Origin of the sequence: Pseudoalteromonas sp. SR43-5 (genome assembly GCF_014163835.1) — a bacterium.
In the GTDB taxonomy this organism is placed as follows: Bacteria; Pseudomonadota; Gammaproteobacteria; order Enterobacterales; family Alteromonadaceae; genus Pseudoalteromonas; species Pseudoalteromonas distincta.
On the sequence record NZ_JACJEA010000008.1, the window covers coordinates 69138 to 87374 of the forward strand.

Here is an 18237-nt window from a genome sequence, read left to right on the forward strand (position 1 = left end):
ACTACTCGTCGCCCATAGCCGCTAATAAGTCAGCTTGATGCTCTTGCATTAATGGGTCAATAATCGCACTTAAATCACCGGCTACCACTTCGTTTAAACGATAAAGTGTTAAGTTAATACGGTGATCGGTAATACGACCTTGCGGGTAGTTATAAGTACGAATACGCTCAGAACGATCGCCACTACCTACCAAGTCACGACGTTCAGAGGCTTCTGCCGCATGGCGTTTTTCATCTTCAGCTTGTTGCAGTCGAGCTGCAAGTACTGACATCGCTTTAGCGCGGTTTTTATGCTGCGAACGCTGATCCTGACACTCAACCACAACACCGGTAGGTATATGTGTAAGTCGAATAGCAGAATCAGTTTTATTTACGTGCTGACCACCTGCGCCTGATGCACGAAATGTATCAACTTTTAAATCTGCTGTATTAATTTGTATCGCTTCTGCTTCTGGTACTTCTGCCATAACCGCAACAGTACACGCTGAGGTATGAACACGACCTTGTGATTCAGTCTCTGGTACACGTTGTACGCGATGTACGCCTGATTCAAACTTTAATTGACCGTAAACTCCTTCGCCACTGATATTTGCAATAACTTCTTTGTAACCGCCATGCTCACCTTCATTGGTGCTTACAACTTCTACTTTCCATTTTTTATTTTCTGCGTAGCGGCTGTACATACGAAATAAGTCACCAGCAAAAATAGCCGCTTCATCGCCGCCCGTCCCTGCACGTACTTCAACAAACACGTTGTTGTTATCTCGCGGATCTTTTGGCAACATTAATACTTGAATTTGATCTTCAATCACTAGTATTTGTGCTTTTGCTTCTTTATATTCTTCTTGCGCCATTTCACGCATTTCAGGGTCAGAATCTTTAAGCATTTCTTCTGCACTGGCTAAATCGTCTTGCGTTTCTTTATAGTTTAAAAACGTTTTTACAATCTCTTCAAGCTCAGAATACTCTTTTGAAAGCGCACGAAAACGGTTTTGATCACTAATGACCGACGGGTCGCTTAGCAGCGCTTGTACTTCTTCATAACGCTCTACTAAGGTTTCTAATTTATTATAAACAGACTCTTTCATTTAACGGTTATTCCTGATCAATACCTAACATTTTTTTCAACTGGTTTAGCTGCGCCACTTCACCTTTTTTCGCTGCATCTTGTATTGCACGGGTAGGCGCGTGCATTAAGCGATTGGTTAATTTATTGGCGAGCTCTAATATAATTTTTTCTGCATCTTTACCTGTATTGAGCTGACTAACAGCACGCTCTACAAGTTCAGACTTAATTGTTTGTACATCGTTTCGATAATGGCGGATTAAATCTACCGAATCGAGTGAACGCATCCACATTGCAAATTCTTTGGTGCGTTCAGTAATAATTATTTGCGCTTGCTGTGCAGCTTGCTCGCGCGCTGCCATATTCTCGCTTACAATGGTTTGTAAGTCATCAACGGAATATAAATAGGCAGCATCTAGCTCCCCAACTTGGCTTTCTATATCACGCGGAACCGCTATATCTATAAATAGCATAGGTTTGTGACGTCGCTGCTTTAGCGCCTGCTCAACCACCCCTTTACCAATAATAGGCAAAGTGCTGGCTGTAGAACTAATCACTATATCGGCTTTATGCAAACGCTCAGGCAATTGCGCCAAAGCAATCACATCTGCCGACACTTCATCAGCTAAGTTACGAGCTCGCTCAATAGTTCTATTTGCAACAGTGATATTTTGAGGCTCATTTTGGTATAAATGTTTAGCAACCAATTCAATGGTTTCACCTGCGCCAATTAATAACACATTGGTCTTATCAAGCTTGCCATAAATATGCTTTGCCAAGTTAACTGCAGCAAACGCTACCGATACTGCACTTGCGCCAATATCGGTTTCAGTTCTAACTTGTTTCGCTACTGAAAATGTTTTTTGAAACAACCTATCAAACGTAACACCTACTGCATCGTGGTTTTTAGCACTAAAAAACGATTGTTTTATTTGCCCCAAAATTTGCGGTTCGCCCAACACCAAAGAATCCAACCCACACGCCACGCGCATTAAGTGATTAATAGCATCGTTATCTTCGTAGCAATAAGTGTTTTTGCTCAGTTCATGTTCATCCAAACCATGGAAACTGGCAAGCCAGCTTAACAGTGTTTGGGAATTTTGCTGAGCGAGGCTACAATAGATCTCGGTTCGATTGCAGGTAGACACAATAACCGCTTCATTAAAGTCGGCATGGCCACTTAATTGTTGCAACGCCTCTGAAATTTGCTCAGGCGAAAAAGCCACTTTTTCACGTAATTCTACGGATGCGGTTTTGTGATTAATACCTAGTGCTATTATGGTCATATTTGCCAAATATTGCTGAGCCCTACTTCAAAGGCGGTAATTTTACCAAAAATCAGCGGAATATGGAAAGTAAGGAACAACATTTGATTCGACAATATTTGATTTTATTCATGTTTTTTTTATTTTTAGGTGGCTGTGCTCATCAAATTGATACAAAAACAACACTTTATGATGATTGGAAACCACGTTTAGCTGCTCAAAAAACTTGGCAAGTAGAAGGTAAACTTGCATTTATTAGCCCAGAAGAGCGTCAATCTGCAAACTTAAATTGGCAGCAAACAACAAATTCCAATAATTTAATACTGACTACTTTTATTGGTACTCGTATTTTATCACTTAAACAAACAACTAACGGTGCTGAATTAGAGTTTGACGGTGAACAATACTTTGATACTAATGCTGCAGAGCTTTTAAAACGATTAACGGGTTTTACACTACCGGTTGATAATGCCGATAACTGGCTTAAAGGCACTATTGACGATGAAAGTTTAATTGTTGATGAGCTTGGGCGTGCAAAGCAAGTATTATGGTTTGATAATACAGGCAAAAAATGGCAAATAGATTATGGCACCTATGTACAAAACGCAGGTTACTGGTTACCTACTAAACTGACGTTAAAGCACCAACAAATAAAAATTAAAATTCAACTATACGATTGGCAGTTTAAATAAGTATGAATAACAAAACCTCTTTTTCACTTATAGCTCCGGCAAAACTCAATTTATTTTTACATATTAATGCTCGCCGAGAAGATGGCTATCATGAACTTGAAACCTTATTTACTTTTTTAAATTTTGGCGATGAGCTGCATTTTGAGTTAACAACAGATGGGAGTATTTCTGTCGGTGGTGATACTAAAGACATCCCTCTAAATGATAATCTCATCTATAAAGCGGCTTTATTATTACAAACACACTGTAAAACCTCTTTGGGTGTAAAAATAAATTTAATTAAGCGCTTGCCGATGGGGGGCGGTGTTGGAGGAGGTTCATCTGACGCAGCGAGTACTTTATTAGCCCTAAATAAGTTATGGAAATTGGCACTAAATTTAGAAACACTAGCTCAACTAGGGCTCAAGTTAGGGGCAGATGTTCCAGTGTTCATACAAGGTCAAAGCGCCATAGCGCACGGTATTGGTGAAAAACTACACCACGTAACACTTGAACAAAAATGGTACTGCGTTGTACACCCTAACCAACATGTAAGTACCGCAAAAATATTTACACATCCAGATTTAAAACGCGACACACCAAAAATAATAGGCGACTGGAAACACCATACTTTGACCAACGATTGTGAGCCTTTAGTTAAAAAGCTTTGCCCCGAGGTTGAAAAAACCCTCCAGTGGTTGCTAAAATACGCACCGTCGAAGATGACCGGAACAGGTTCATGTTGTTTTGTCGAATTTGCTAGCCAAGTTCAAGCACAAGATGTACTTGAAAATCTCCCCCATACTTGGCAGGGTTTTGTGGCTTCAAGCGCAAATGTCTCACCTGCTCATACGGAGTTAACCGCCATATTCGATCAATGAAGTAACGTACAAGTAATCATAAGTTAACCCGCAGTGAAATTTATCATTGCCCGTTAGTCCAAATATTCAGTGCCTGAGGAACCCTACCGTGCCTGACATGAAGCTCTTCGCTGGTAACGCAACACCTGAGTTAGCTCAAAAAGTTGCAAAACGTTTATATATTGAATTAGGCGATGCTGTTGTTGGCCGTTTTAGCGACGGTGAGATCAGTGTTCAAATAAATGAAAATGTTCGTGGCTCGGACGTTTTTATCTTGCAATCAACCTGTGCCCCTACAAACGATAACCTGATGGAACTTATCGTTATGGTTGATGCTCTACGTCGTGCATCTGCAGGTCGTATTACTGCCGTCATTCCTTATTTTGGTTATGCGCGCCAAGACCGTCGTGTACGTTCTGCTCGTGTTCCAATTACCGCTAAAGTTGTTGCAGATTTCTTATCAAGTGTTGGTGTTGACCGTGTTCTTACGGTTGATTTACACGCTGAACAAATCCAAGGCTTCTTTGATGTACCTGTAGATAACGTATTTGGCAGCCCTGTATTACTTGAAGATATGAAAGAACGCGACTTTGAAGACGTCGTTGTTGTATCTCCAGATATTGGTGGTGTTGTACGTGCTCGTGCAATTGCAAAACTACTAAACGATACCGATTTAGCAATCATTGATAAACGTCGCCCTCAAGCAAATGTTTCTCAAGTAATGCACATTATTGGTGACGTTGAAGGTCGTGATTGTATTATCGTAGATGATATGATTGATACCGGTGGTACATTGTGTAAAGCCGCAGAAGCACTTAAAGAACATGGCGCTAAGCGTGTATTTGCATACGCAACGCACCCTATCCTTTCAGGTAAAGCAGCCGAAAACTTACGTGACTCAATGATTGATGAAGTAATTGTAACTGACTCAATTCCGCTATCTGATGAGCTTAAAGCCCTTGATAAAGTTAAGGTACTTACGCTTGCTGACATGTTAGCAGAGACTATTCGTCGTATTAGTAACGAAGAATCTATCTCAGCGATGTTTGAACACTAAAATTAAACATTCCTGAATATAAAAGCGCCTTTTGGCGCTTTTTTTGTAAGCGATGTTTATTTTATCTGGGCGTGGTGGTATGATAGCGCGCCTTTTGGCTAGGGACCTTGGTCGCAAAGGCCCTACACATTTAAATAACTGGAGACATCATGTCTAACAAAACTTATACGTATAACGCTGAACTTCGCGTAGAAACTGGTACTGGTGCGAGCCGCCGCCTACGTCGCGAAGACAAAGTTCCTGCAATCCTTTACGGAGCTGATAAAGAAGCTTTATCTCTTACTTTTGCTCATAAAGATATGATCAAAGCTCAAGAAGACGAAGGTTTCTACACGCATATCCTTACGCTTAACGTTGATGGCGAAGCTGTTGAAGTAATCTTAAAAGATATCCAACGTCACCCATTCAAGCCTAAGCTTACTCACCTTGATTTCCAACGTGTAGATGCTACTCATAAATTTCAAACTAAAGTTCCTCTACACTTCATCGGTGAAGAGATTGTAACTAAAGCTGGCGCAACTGTTGTTCACCAGTTAACTGAAGTTGAAATTACGTGTCTTCCAAAAGCACTTCCAGAATTCATTGAAGTAGATGTTTCTAAGTTTGTTGTTGGCGATTCAGTTCATATCTCTGACCTAACTTTCCCTAAAGGCGTTAGCTCTGTAGATTTAGCTAAAGGCGAAGGCCATGATCAGTCTATCCTGACTATCAAAGCAAACAAAGCAGCTCCAGTTGAAGACGACGCTGCAGCAGCAGAATAATATTTAAGGTCTCGCAACCTTGAATTCTATTCAAATGCTTGTGGGCCTGGCTAATCCAGGCCCCGAATACGCAAACACACGCCACAATGCAGGTGCTTGGTTCATCGAGCAAATCGCTGCACGCTATAACTGCACTCTAAAACACGATCCTAAATATCACGGCCTTACAGGCAAAGTGATCATTCAAGGCCAAGAATTCAAATTATTGATCCCCACTACTTACATGAATTTAAGTGGTAAAGCGGTCAGTAGTTTAGCTAATTTTTTCAAAATCCCTGTCGAGGACATTTTAGTTGCCCATGACGAATTGGATTTAGACCCAGGCGTTGCCAAATTAAAAAAAGGTGGCGGGCATGGCGGTCATAATGGTTTAAAAGACATTATTGCAAAAATGGCAAATCAAAAAGACTTTATGCGCTTGCGCATTGGTGTAGGTCATCCGGGGCATCGTGAAATGGTAACTGGTTGGGTGCTTGGAAAAGCGGCCAAAGAAGACCAAGAAAAAATGGATGCTGCTGTTGATGAAGCAGTTCGTTGCATGGAAATACTTGCAAAAGATGGTGTGTTAAAAGCACAAAACAGACTACATTCGTTTAAACCCTAGTAACTTGGGTCCAAGTACACCGTTTAAACGAATTCTAAACAAGGTATCTTACTATGGGTTTTAAATGTGGCATCGTTGGCTTGCCTAACGTAGGTAAATCAACGCTTTTCAATGCACTAACTAAAGCGGGTATTGAAGCCGCTAACTTTCCTTTTTGTACCATTGAGCCTAATACAGGTGTGGTACCTGTGCCAGATCCTCGTCTAGACGAACTTGCTAAAATTGTTAATCCTCAACGAGTTCTTACCACTAGTATGGAATTTGTAGACATTGCTGGCTTGGTAAAGGGCGCATCTAAAGGTGAAGGCCTTGGTAACCAGTTTTTAGCTAACATTCGTGAAACCGATGCAATTGGCCACGTAGTTCGCTGTTTTGAAGATGAAAACATCATACACGTAGCAGGCACTATTGACCCTGCTGACGATATTGACGTAATCAACACTGAGTTAGTACTTGCTGATATGGATAGCGCTGAAAAAGCCCTTTTCCGTAACGCAAAAAAAGCAAAAGGTGGTGATAAAGACGCCAAAGAGCAAAATGCCGTACTTGAAAAAGTAAAAGTGCATCTTGATGAAGGCTTAACTTTACGCGCTTTAGCATTAACTAAAGAAGAAAAAGCAGCAATCAGCTCTATCAACTTCTTAACTATTAAACCAACTATGTATATTGCAAACGTTGCTGAAGATGGTTTTGAAAATAATCCATACCTTGACCGTGTACGCGCTATTGCTGCAGCAGAAGATGCGATTGTTGTTCCTGTATGTGCTGCTATCGAATCTGAGCTTTCAGAATTAGATGACGAAGACAAGCTTGAGTTTATGGCTGATCTTGGCTTAGAAGAGCCCGGTCTTAATCTTGTTATTCGTGGTGGTTATGAATTACTACAATTACAAACTTATTTCACTGCGGGTGTTAAAGAAGTGCGTGCATGGACAATCCCTGTAGGTGCAACAGCGCCACAAGCAGCGGGTAAAATCCATACCGACTTCGAGCGTGGCTTTATTCGTGCGCAAACGATTGCTTTTGACGACTTTGTTGCCTTTAAAGGTGAAAGCGGCGCAAAAGAAGCAGGTAAGATGCGTCAAGAAGGTAAAGAGTACATTGTTAAAGACGGCGATGTAATGAACTTCTTGTTCAACGTATAAGTCAAATGAAACCAAGTTAGTATTGGTAATAATTTTAAAGGCTCGTTTTTACGAGCCTTTTTTGTACCTCCAACGTTATAAACTTATAAAATTGATTTAGCCCCAACCTAAATGCCTACGTTTAATTTAAAAAACACACTGCGCAGAAGATCAAACCTCAATAATAAGTACCTCTTAAACAAATTAATGTTAAGATTTAACCAGAGCGTAATAATTTGTAGAATAATCAAACAGCTTCAAACTATTGGTTTTTGCTTTTTTTATTTAGCGACAAATTTTGTATGTGAATTGCACTCAAAAAATCATCATTTTTATTAAAATTTAGCCGCTTAGCTTAATTTTCCTGCAAACAAACACAGTTAAGTGTTTTTTTGCAAAAAAGGTGTTGACGAATTTGGGTCATATCAGCATAATACGCCCCGCACTCAGCGATGAAGTGCTAACAAAAAAAGATGGCTAAGTAGCTCAGCTGGTTAGAGCACATCACTCATAATGATGGGGTCACAGGTTCAAATCCCGTCTTAGCCACCATATTTTTTGTTGCTCAATGAAGAGTTTAAAATAACTACCTTGTGTGCGGGAGTGGCGGAATTGGTAGACGCGCTGGATTTAGGTTCCAGTATCTTAGGATGTGAGAGTTCAAGTCTCTCCTTCCGCACCATAATTCTTGATAAGAATTAAAACTATCAATTGTTATTGTTGGGATATCGCCAAGCGGTAAGGCACCAGGTTTTGATCCTGGCATTCCCAGGTTCAAATCCTGGTATCCCAGCCAACAATGGCTAAGTAGCTCAGCTGGTTAGAGCACATCACTCATAATGATGGGGTCACAGGTTCAAATCCCGTCTTAGCCACCATTTCTCTTTTTAGAAGTGGCTCTGCAAGAGTTAAATTGCACTCAATGAAGAGTCTAAAATAGCTACCTGTGTTTTATAACACAAACGATGCGGGAGTGGCGGAATTGGTAGACGCGCTGGATTTAGGTTCCAGTAACTTCGGTTGTGAGAGTTCAAGTCTCTCTTTCCGCACCATGTTCTTGATACGAACTAAAAATATCAATTAATTCTTTGTTGGGATATCGCCAAGCGGTAAGGCACCAGGTTTTGATCCTGGCATTCCCAGGTTCAAATCCTGGTATCCCAGCCAACTTCTTCTACCAAGGAAAGTTGGATAAAAGAATGACTCTTGCTTAGAGTTTAAATGAGCAAATTAGTGATGCGGGAGTGGCGGAATTGGTAGACGCGCTGGATTTAGGTTCCAGTATCTTAGGATGTGAGAGTTCAAGTCTCTCCTTCCGCACCATGTTCTGATAAGAACTAAAATTATAAAAGAATTCTTTGTTGGGATATCGCCAAGCGGTAAGGCACCAGGTTTTGATCCTGGCATTCCCAGGTTCAAATCCTGGTATCCCAGCCAACTTCTTCTACCAAGGAAAGTTGAATAAAAGAATTACTCTAGCTTAGAGGTTAAATGAGCACATTAGTGATGCGGGAGTGGCGGAATTGGTAGACGCGCTGGATTTAGGTTCCAGTATCTTAGGATGTGAGAGTTCAAGTCTCTCCTTCCGCACCATGTTCTTATTAAGAACTAAAATTAATATCAAATTTATAGTTGGGATATCGCCAAGCGGTAAGGCACCAGGTTTTGATCCTGGCATTCCCAGGTTCAAATCCTGGTATCCCAGCCAATTTGACTTCCTTCTCTAAAACTTCTCAATATTCATTAAATTCAGCTTACTTTTTCTGTACTTAAATATACATTTATAAATTCGTCTATATTTATTGGTTTGCTATATAAATACCCTTGTAAATAATCACAGTTCATACTCAATAGCGCTTGCTCTACTTCTTTGGTTTCTATTCCTTCAGCTACTACATCGCAATTTAATCGGCTCGCCAAAAACAACGTAGATTCTACAATAGCGTAATCAGGCGGATTAATGAGCATGTCTTTGATAAACGATTGATCTATTTTTATCTGGTTTATGGGCAACTCCCTTAATAACGACAGTGACGAAAACCCCGTACCAAAATCATCAACACTAAATTTAAATCCACGCATACTTAACTGCTGCATCATTTTTCTTGCTGCGGGTATGTTTGTCATCATTGCCCCTTCTGTAATTTCAAATATTAGTGAATCACTTAAAGTCGGGTCAGTAGTAAGTAAGCTAATTATAAATTCGTAAAACTCGCTGCTTTCAATATCTTTCGTTGATAAGTTGACATGAATAGTACCGGTAAACCCAAACAGTTTAAGTTTTCTAATATGGTTAACTGCTTCTTGTACAACCCATTTCGATAAAACAAAAATAAGCCCTGTACGCTCAGCTACACCTATAAACTTTTCAGGACTAATAAAGCTACCATCAGCTTGCGGCCATCGGATCAGCGCTTCTAGGCCATGCAATTGAATATCTTTGGAGTTCATTATTGGTTGTAAATAAAGCTCGAACTCACCTTTGTGTAACGCGGCTTTAATTTTGACTGATAAATCAAAAAAGTCCTCAGCTCGTTTACCTATTTCAGATGAGTAATTTACTAAAGGTTGAAATGTCTTTTTTGCTTCATGCAGTGCCAAGTTGGCTTTTTTTAGTAACTGGTCGGGTAATCGGCTATCATCTGGGAAACGGCTTACGCCTATACTTAATTGTATTTTAACCATTTGCTCATGTGTACAAAACGGAGCTTTAACGGCTGAGTTTATAATATTTACACAGTGAGCCATGCTTTCATCAGTATTGGTATTCAGTAAAAACGCAAACTCATCCCCCCCTATTCGATATAACTTAGCAATGCCACATAGTTCTTTGCTTAACTTATTAGCAAAAGCAGCCAGTAGTTGATCACCACATTGATGACCAAACGCATCATTAATTTGTTTAAAATTATTTAAATCAATATAAAATAATGCAAATGAAGAAGGGTAATCGACTTGTTTACTCAAGGATTTAAAAAAGTTATTGCGGTTGGGTAAGGTTGTTAAGTTATCGTGCTCAGTTTGATATTTTTGATACTGCGTTGCTTGCTCTATTTTAAGGATGCTTTTCAAACTCAGTTTGACAACTAAGAAAACAAACCCTGCACCACCAAATAATATTGTGGCAACTGCATTTCTTATTATTGGTGCCGTATCGTAATTTGAAAAGTAATAAAGTATCCACCAATACCCTAAAATAAAACAGACAATAGCGCATAACAGTACACTCCACGCTCTTTGCGATGTTTTTTTACAAACTTTAAAGGTTGTTTTTAAGCTAGCAACTAGCAGTAGCGCACCTAAAATAATTATTACTGAAAAAAAATTATCCACACATAGGCTCTTTAAAATTATTAAATTGCGGTTTAGTGATATAACCCTAGTCAAATTAAAATTTTATTTAATATAACTGGGTCACTATTTGTCCACTTAAAAACAGACATAAAAAAAGGCTCATAAATGAGCCTTTTTAATCTCTACTTTAAATTTAGCCTAAATCACCGCTAATTGCGTATTTTAAAACCCAGTTTTTTATAGGGCCTGTATTATTAGCCATTTTTAAAAACTGGCTACGTGCCCATTTAAGTGGCGCAACTTGGTTAGAAAAGCCAAAGTAACACGCGTCCATCATGCTCATCATTAATAAATTAGCTTTACGGCGAGCTCGCTCGTATTCTTTAAGCGTTATCGGGCACCCTATACCCCCTGCATTGTCTAAAACTTCAGCAAGTGCCACTACATCCTGAAAACCTAAATTAACGCCCTGCCCTGCAAGGGGATTTATTGTATGTGCAGCGTCACCGACTAAAACTAAGCGCCCTTGTGAATAGTTGTTAGCATGTTGGCGAGTAAGCGGAAATATTGCATGGGTTTGTACTTCAAAGTCTCCAGCAAGTTCAGGAAATTTATTAAGTATGTGCATTTTTAGCTCAGCTGGGTTTAGCCCTTTAAATGCTTGCAGTGTATTTGCATCGTCGTACCAAATTAAATTAGCGTATGGTGCCTGCATTGGCAAAAATGCGAGTGGCCCACTTGGCGTAAACTGCTGCCATGTTTTAATTTGTTGCGGCGCATCGAGTTTAATTAATACCCCCATGCAATGCTGCTGATACTGCCAGCCGGTAATTCCTATATTAGCTTTAGCACGCAGCTGCGATTGTCCGCCATCGGCTGCAATCACTAAATCAGCGGTATAGGTTTGAGCTCCATACACAAGCGTAATTAAATCATCCGTTTGCTCTATTTTAGTAATAGGTGTGGCTTGCTCAATAACCTCAATTTTATAATGATCAAATTGCTGCCATAAACTTGCTTGAATTAAACTATTTTCAATTAAGTGGCCTAAATGCGTGGTGTTTATATCGGCGCAGTCAAACAATAAATTATCACCACCGCGCTCAAATGCCTCTAATTGTTGATAAGGCGCTATGCGGTTTTGCCTTAAAAGCGGCATTGCTCCTAATTCATCAAGTAAATTTTCTGAAAAACGATTAATAGCCGACACTCTAATATCAACCTTATCACTACTAAGAATCTGTGATGGGTCTATTAGGTGTTTTTCGATTATGCGTACGCCAAAGCCCTGTTGAGCAAGCTTTATCGCCATAGCCGCGCCAACCATGCCACCACCAACTACTATCACATTATTTTTAGTCATGTTTTTCATCATTTTATTATTACTTGAGTCTGTTTTGATTGTATCAAAATTAATTTGTTTTATACCAGAGGATATCCCTAACCGCTGATTAAACTCGCCTCGTATTGATTTGAGATCACAAACATGAAAACTATACTTGGATCTGGACGGGTATCCAGCTAAAATACGCCTCCTTTAAGTGAGCATGCTTGCTCCTTAATCCTGTTTCAAGCACATTTTTGTGCCACTATCGAATTGAACACGAGGCTATATTTCAATGAGCAAAAAGCTGCATATTAAAACCTGGGGTTGTCAGATGAACGAATACGACTCTCAGAAAATGGCTGAACTTTTAGATGCCACCAACGGCTACCAGCTAACTGAAGATGCAACAGATGCCGACGTAATCTTACTTAACACCTGTTCAATTCGTGAAAAAGCACAAGAAAAAGTATTTCACCAATTAGGTCGCTGGAAGTTATTAAAAGACGACAAGCCAGATTTAATCATTGGTGTAGGTGGTTGTGTTGCCTCACAAGAAGGTGACTCTATTCGCCAACGTGCACCATTTGTAGATGTTATTTTTGGTCCGCAAACGCTACACCGTTTACCAGAAATGATTAAACAAGTGCAAGGCGACAAAGGCTCATCGGTTGTTGATATTTCATTCCCAGAGATTGAAAAATTTGACCGCCTGCCAGAGCCAAAAGCAGATGGCCCATCTGCTTTCGTATCAATTATGGAAGGCTGTTCTAAGTACTGTACTTTTTGTGTTGTACCTTATACCCGCGGTGAAGAAGTTAGTCGCCCAGTAGATGACGTACTACTTGAAGTTGCACAACTTGCAGAGCAAGGCGTACGTGAAGTAAATCTTTTAGGTCAAAACGTAAACGCATACCGCGGCGATACGCACGATGGCGAAATTTGTTACTTCTCTGATTTAATTCGCCTTATTGCAGCTATTGATGGTATTGACCGTATTCGTTACACCACATCGCACCCGGTAGAATTTACCCCAGATATAATCGACGTTTACGCCGATGTACCAGAGCTTGTAGATCACTTACATTTACCAGTACAAAGTGGTTCAGACCGTATATTAAACCTAATGAAACGTGGTCATACGGCAATTGAATACAAATCGACAATTCGTAAGTTACGTAAAATTCGTCCTAACTTAAGCATGTCGTCAGATTTCATTATTGGTTTCCCAGGCGAAAGCAAAGAAGACTTTGAAGCAACCATGAAGCTTATTAGCGACATAGGTTTTGATATGAGCTTTAGCTTTATTTACAGCGCACGCCCAGGTACGCCAGCGGCAGATTTGCCAGATGACGTAACAGAGCAAGAGAAAAAAGAGCGCTTATACTTACTACAAAACCGTATTACACAAATGGCGCAGCAAATTAGTCGTCAAATGTTCGATACAGAGCAACGTATACTTGTTGAAGGTCCTTCTAAGAAGAACCCTATGGAATTACGTGGCCGTACCGAAAATAACCGTGTAGTAAACTTTGTTGGCCCGCACACAGTGATCGGACAGTTTGTTGATGTACGTATTACCGAAGCACTACCTAACTCTTTACGTGGTGACTTAATTCGTACAGAATCAGAAATGAACTTACGACGTGAAGTCGCTCCTTCAGCTATTTTAACTAAAGCTGCAGCTGCAGAGCCAAAACCAGACACTGTTAACGAAATTGGCGTAGCTACTTTCGTTCCTTAGTCACACAATTAGCGCCAGTTAACGCTGGCGCAGTACTATAGGAAGCAATTTTGAGTAATCAGTTAAAAACATTAGAGATTTATTTAGAACCTGCCGATAACAAACGCCTATCTTCTTTATGTGGCCCGTTTGACGAAAACATCAAACAAATTGAACGCCACCTGGCTGTTGAAATAATTCACCGTGACAACTTTTTTAAAGTAACCGGTAAACTACACAACTGCGCCGGCGCTGTAGAAATCTTAAAAAACCTTTATGTTGATACTCAGCCAGTTCGTGGTGTTTTAGGCGAAATAGAACCCGACGCCGTTCATTTAGCTATTACCGAATCAAAAGCCTTAGAGCAAGATGCATCCAGCAGCGCTTATGGCAAAGAAATGGTTATTAAAACCCGCCGTGGTGTAATTAAACCACGTAACGACAACCAAGGTGTTTATGTGGCTAATATTTTAAACCACGACATTACCTTTGGTATTGGCCCTGCAGGTACTGGTAAAACTTACCTTGCAGTTGCAGCCGCCGTCGACGCTCTTGAGCGCCAAGAAATACGCCGTATATTACTAACGCGCCCTGCTGTAGAAGCTGGCGAAAAGCTTGGCTTTTTACCAGGTGATTTAAGTCAAAAAATAGACCCATACCTGCGCCCTCTTTACGATGCTCTTTTTGAAATGTTAGGTTTTGAAAAAGTAGAAAAACTCATCGAAAAAAATATCATCGAAGTCGCACCGCTTGCTTACATGCGCGGACGTACTTTAAACGATGCCTTTATTATTTTAGATGAAAGCCAAAATACCACCACCGAGCAAATGAAAATGTTTTTAACCCGTATAGGGTTTAACTCAAAAGCGGTGATTACAGGCGATATTACACAGGTCGATTTACCTCGTGGCACACGCTCAGGCCTTCGCCATGCAATTGAAGTGCTTGATGGCGTAAACGAAATTAGCTTTAATTACTTCAAAGCCCACGACGTAGTACGCCACCCTGTTGTAGCACGCATAGTTGAAGCCTACGAGCGTAACGACGAAAGCGAGCGACTTAAGCGCATTGAAAAGCAAAATGCAAAAGACGCACTTGCTGCTCTTCAACAGCCTACTACTAAAGAGTAATACTTTGACAACCGAACTTGATTTACAAATAGCCTGTGAGTTTGACAACCTCCCAAGCGAAGAACAATTTGCGCTATGGGCTGACAAAGCCCTTAGCCAATACCGTGATGAGTCCGAACTCAGTATCGTTATTAGCGACGAAGCGCAATCGCAACAACTTAATAACGACTATCGCGGTAAAAATAAACCGACCAACGTACTGTCGTTCGAATTTGAAGCACCACCAGGAATAGATATTCCTTTGGTTGGTGATTTAATTATTTGCCCAGCCATTGTATTAGCTGAAGCAATTGAGCAAGAGAAGTCATTTCATGACCACTTTGCTCACATGGTTATTCACGGATGCTTGCATTTGCTTGGATTTGACCATATAAAGAGTGACGATGCTTTAGAGATGGAAAGCATCGAAAAGCAATTACTTGCAGAGCTAAACATAGCAGACCCATACCGGGACGATATTTAAATTAACGGAGCAATTAGACGCAATGAGCGACGGTAACTCGCAATCTAGCCAGGGTTCTTCTGGCAAAACGTGGTTGGGCAGAATAGCCCAAATGTTGCAAGGGGAACCCCAGAATAGAGAAGAGCTGGTCGAAGTTATTGCCGATGCGCAAGAACGAGACGTAATCGATCCAGAAACAAAAGAGATGATAGAAGGTGTGCTTGGCGTGTCTGAGCTTAAAGTGCGAGACATAATGGTTCCGCGCTCACAAATGATCACTCTTGAGATCGACAGCCCGCTTGAAGAACTAATTCCAATGATGGTTGACTCAACTCACTCACGTTTTCCAGTGGTGATTGAAGACAAAGATCATGTAGAAGGTTTTTTACTCGCTAAAGATTTATTGCCACTGATCTTAAATAAAGACGAGCATTTACCATCAATACGCGATTATTTACGCCCAGCAATGGTAGTACCTGAAAGCAAACGTGTTGATACATTGCTAAACGAATTCCGTCAGCAACGCTACCATATGGCTGTTGTTATTGACGAATACGGCGGCGTATCGGGCTTAGTAACGATTGAAGATATTCTTGAAATAATTGTTGGCGAAATCGAAGATGAGCACGACGAAGAAGAAGAACATCAAGATATTCGTCAACTTGCTAAACATGTCCACGTAGTGCAAGCACTCACACCTGTAGATGACTTTAACGAGCATTTTAAAACAGGCTACAGCACAGACGAAGCCGATACTATTGGCGGAACTGTACTGCACGCATTTGGCCATATGCCAAGCCGTGGTGAAACGATTGACATAGAAGGTTACCAATTTAAAGTAACCAACGCCGACAATCGTCGTATTTTGCAACTGCAAGTCACCGTTCCTAAGGCTGATGATAACGACAGTGAAGAAACTGCTAACTAGACTTACCCTATTAGCAAAAGATAAAAAAGCATGGCTCGCACTCGTTGCGGGCCTTGTTTTAACTTTTGGCTATGCCCCTTTTGAAATTTGGCCCATCGTATTTATTAGTCTTGGCGCCATAATTTTTTGCATTAATCCCAATAATACCGGTAAAGCACACGCAAAAACCGCCGCTAAATATGGCTTTATATTTGGCCTAGGCTGGTTTGGTGCAGGTATAAGCTGGGTACATGTTTCTATTGCCACCTTTGGCGGTATGCCGCTTATAGCGTCGCTCTCGTTAATGGCTTTTTTGTGCTCATACTTAGCATTATTTCCCGCACTTGCCTTTTGGGCAACTACACGCTTTGCTAGTGGCCCTAAAAGCTTTGGCGCATTACTAATTGCCTGCTTTGCAATTAGTGAGTATTTACGTGGCACCGTACTTACCGGTTTCCCGTGGTTAAGCTTTGGCTACACACAAACCGACGGACCTTTAAGGCTGCTCGCCCCTTATATTGGCGAGTTTGGCTTAACACTAACATGTGTGGCTATTGGCTTTGCACTATATAGACTTACCCAAAAAGATTTTAAAACCCCGGCGGTTACTGCGACAGCTGTTGCGCTTATTTTTACAGGTGCAAATACCACAGGCAGCATTCATTACACAGATAAAAACATGTCAGTATTGCTCGTACAAGGGAACATACAGCAACACCTGCGCTTTGAGCCAAGTGAGTTTTGGACCACAATGAGCAAATACCAAGACATGACACGTCCACATTGGGATGCCGACTTAATAGTATGGCCAGAAGCCGCAGTGCCTGAAATAGAAATGCTTGCCGATTCCTACCTAGCCAATTTAGACAGTGCCGCCTCGTTTAATCAAACCGCCCTTGTAACCGGTATTGTTGACTACCAGCGAGACACCAAAAATATATTCAACACACTTATTGTGGTCGGTAATAAAGAACGTGGCGACGAGCATGGGCATTACCATTACCTTGATAAAAACCGCTATCAAAAACACCAGCTACTACCTATTGGCGAATTTGTACCGTTTCAAGACTTTTTGCGCCCTATTGCCCCATTATTCGATTTGCCTATGTCATCGTTTACCCGTGGCGACAAAGTGCAAAACAACTTGCGCGCCAATGGCTATAACCTACTCCCTGCTATTTGCTACGAAATTGTTTTTGCAGATTTAGTACGCGGTAATTACAAAAGCGATTCCGACCTACTCTTTACAGTAAGTAACGATGCCTGGTTTGGTGACTCTATTGGGCCTTTGCAACACATGCAAATAGCCCGTATGCGCGCGCTCGAACTACAACGCCCTCTAGTGCGTGTTACTAACAATGGTGTAAGCGCCGTATACGACCCTATAAGCCACACACAACAAACCATGCCTCAGTTTGAAGCTACCATATTGAAAGCCAAAATTAAGCTTATAAAAGGCGACAGCGTGTACAGCCAATACGGCAATGTGTTTGTGTGGGGATTTGTGTTGTTGATGGGAGTTGTTGGGTTTGGGGTTAGGTTGAGAAAGTGAATTAAAATTAATAGCTGTCGGTGGACAGCTATTTAAAAAAGTGTTTATTGTTGGGTTTCGCTTCGCTCTACCCAACCTACGCAAATTTACTTTTTAATCTAGCCTATGCTAAAAATATAACGAGCTTTGTTCTATTTTTAATGCTTGGTGTTGCTCAATATCAGGTTTAAAAAGTTAAACTCGACTGTAATTTATAATTGGATTTTCACAGATAAACTCACCACCTTTAACGGCGTACATCAATACAATATTGAGATTGAGGCTAAATGCCGACCGACTTTAACTTTATCGGTATGCGACTTTATTTCACTTACTTGCGGGAGTTTAATTAAGTATCAAATTTAAATGAGGTTAGCATACAGCATAGTAACATTTTATCGTAACCCGACTATTGGCGTCCTCGCTCCCAACTAAATAACTTTTTAGTCATAACTACTCGTTATGCTTTTTGCTTTCTA

The 18237-nt window shown here is 40.7% G+C and carries 15 protein-coding genes and 10 tRNA genes; 21 read left to right on the forward strand and 4 right to left on the reverse strand.

What is annotated here, in order from left to right:
* Position 1: 1 nt before the first annotated feature.
* Positions 2-1087, reverse strand: a complete 1086-nt coding sequence (gene prfA, locus H5090_RS06470) for a peptide chain release factor 1 (RefSeq protein ID WP_002958554.1) — start codon at positions 1085-1087, stop codon at positions 2-4.
* A 7-nt stretch (positions 1088-1094) separates the two neighbouring features.
* Positions 1095-2351, reverse strand: coding sequence for a glutamyl-tRNA reductase (hemA, locus tag H5090_RS06475; RefSeq protein WP_024594740.1), 1257 nt, complete (start codon positions 2349-2351; stop codon positions 1095-1097).
* Between the two features lie 83 nt (positions 2352-2434).
* Between hemA and lolB the strand changes: the two genes are divergently transcribed.
* From lolB to H5090_RS06555, 16 genes are all read left to right on the forward strand, one after another.
* A complete protein-coding gene (gene lolB, locus H5090_RS06480) occupies positions 2435-3022 on the forward strand; it encodes a lipoprotein insertase outer membrane protein LolB (RefSeq protein ID WP_182695314.1) in 588 nt (195 codons plus the stop codon).
* 2 nt (positions 3023-3024) lie between these two features.
* A complete protein-coding gene (ispE, locus tag H5090_RS06485) occupies positions 3025-3882 on the forward strand; it encodes a 4-(cytidine 5'-diphospho)-2-C-methyl-D-erythritol kinase (RefSeq protein WP_154903382.1) in 858 nt (285 codons plus the stop codon).
* A gap of 88 nt (positions 3883-3970) precedes the next feature.
* Entirely contained in the window at positions 3971-4918 is a 948-nt protein-coding gene (locus tag H5090_RS06490; RefSeq protein ID WP_002958550.1) for a ribose-phosphate pyrophosphokinase, read from the forward strand.
* Between the two features lie 149 nt (positions 4919-5067).
* Positions 5068-5679: a 50S ribosomal protein L25/general stress protein Ctc gene (locus tag H5090_RS06495; protein WP_002958549.1), complete on the forward strand. Its 612-nt coding sequence runs from the start codon at positions 5068-5070 to the stop codon at positions 5677-5679.
* 19 nt (positions 5680-5698) lie between these two features.
* Positions 5699-6283: an aminoacyl-tRNA hydrolase gene (gene pth, locus H5090_RS06500; protein ID WP_002958548.1), complete on the forward strand. Its 585-nt coding sequence runs from the start codon at positions 5699-5701 to the stop codon at positions 6281-6283.
* A gap of 53 nt (positions 6284-6336) precedes the next feature.
* Entirely contained in the window at positions 6337-7428 is a 1092-nt protein-coding gene (gene ychF / locus H5090_RS06505; protein ID WP_002958547.1) for a redox-regulated ATPase YchF, read from the forward strand.
* Between the two features lie 454 nt (positions 7429-7882).
* Positions 7883-7959: transfer RNA gene (locus tag H5090_RS06510), tRNA-Met, on the forward strand.
* 45 nt (positions 7960-8004) lie between these two features.
* Positions 8005-8089: transfer RNA gene (locus tag H5090_RS06515), tRNA-Leu, on the forward strand.
* 39 nt (positions 8090-8128) lie between these two features.
* Positions 8129-8203: transfer RNA gene (locus H5090_RS06520), tRNA-Gln, on the forward strand.
* A 5-nt stretch (positions 8204-8208) separates the two neighbouring features.
* A tRNA-Met gene (locus H5090_RS06525) sits at positions 8209-8285 on the forward strand.
* Between the two features lie 89 nt (positions 8286-8374).
* Positions 8375-8459: transfer RNA gene (locus H5090_RS06530), tRNA-Leu, on the forward strand.
* Between the two features lie 40 nt (positions 8460-8499).
* Positions 8500-8574 (forward strand) — tRNA-Gln (locus H5090_RS06535).
* A 71-nt stretch (positions 8575-8645) separates the two neighbouring features.
* Positions 8646-8730: transfer RNA gene (locus tag H5090_RS06540), tRNA-Leu, on the forward strand.
* A gap of 39 nt (positions 8731-8769) precedes the next feature.
* Positions 8770-8844 (forward strand) — tRNA-Gln (locus H5090_RS06545).
* A gap of 71 nt (positions 8845-8915) precedes the next feature.
* Positions 8916-9000: transfer RNA gene (locus H5090_RS06550), tRNA-Leu, on the forward strand.
* Positions 9001-9040: 40 nt separating this feature from the next.
* Positions 9041-9115: transfer RNA gene (locus H5090_RS06555), tRNA-Gln, on the forward strand.
* A gap of 41 nt (positions 9116-9156) precedes the next feature.
* Here H5090_RS06555 and H5090_RS06560 read toward each other — a convergent pair.
* Entirely contained in the window at positions 9157-10740 is a 1584-nt protein-coding gene (locus H5090_RS06560; protein ID WP_182695315.1) for a bifunctional diguanylate cyclase/phosphodiesterase, read from the reverse strand.
* 154 nt (positions 10741-10894) lie between these two features.
* Complete coding sequence (locus H5090_RS06565; protein WP_259395060.1) at positions 10895-12064, reverse strand: FAD-dependent monooxygenase; 1170 nt, start codon at positions 12062-12064, stop codon at positions 10895-10897.
* A gap of 256 nt (positions 12065-12320) precedes the next feature.
* On the opposite strand from H5090_RS06565, the gene miaB reads away from it, so the two are divergent.
* Genes miaB through lnt form a run of 5 tightly spaced genes read left to right on the forward strand, consistent with a single transcriptional unit; the run spans position 12321 to position 17779 of the window.
* Entirely contained in the window at positions 12321-13769 is a 1449-nt protein-coding gene (gene miaB, locus H5090_RS06570) for a tRNA (N6-isopentenyl adenosine(37)-C2)-methylthiotransferase MiaB (RefSeq protein WP_002958544.1), read from the forward strand.
* Between the two features lie 50 nt (positions 13770-13819).
* Positions 13820-14878: a PhoH family protein gene (locus H5090_RS06575; protein ID WP_182695317.1), complete on the forward strand. Its 1059-nt coding sequence runs from the start codon at positions 13820-13822 to the stop codon at positions 14876-14878.
* Positions 14879-14882: 4 nt separating this feature from the next.
* Positions 14883-15341: an rRNA maturation RNase YbeY gene (ybeY, locus tag H5090_RS06580; RefSeq protein WP_002958542.1), complete on the forward strand. Its 459-nt coding sequence runs from the start codon at positions 14883-14885 to the stop codon at positions 15339-15341.
* Positions 15342-15363: 22 nt separating this feature from the next.
* A complete protein-coding gene (gene corC, locus H5090_RS06585; protein ID WP_002958541.1) occupies positions 15364-16248 on the forward strand; it encodes a CNNM family magnesium/cobalt transport protein CorC in 885 nt (294 codons plus the stop codon).
* On the forward strand, positions 16229-17779 hold the full coding sequence (lnt, locus tag H5090_RS06590) for an apolipoprotein N-acyltransferase (protein ID WP_182695318.1): 1551 nt from the start codon (positions 16229-16231) through the stop codon (positions 17777-17779). Before corC ends, lnt begins: the two co-directional genes overlap by 20 nt.
* Positions 17780-18237: the final 458 nt, after the last annotated feature.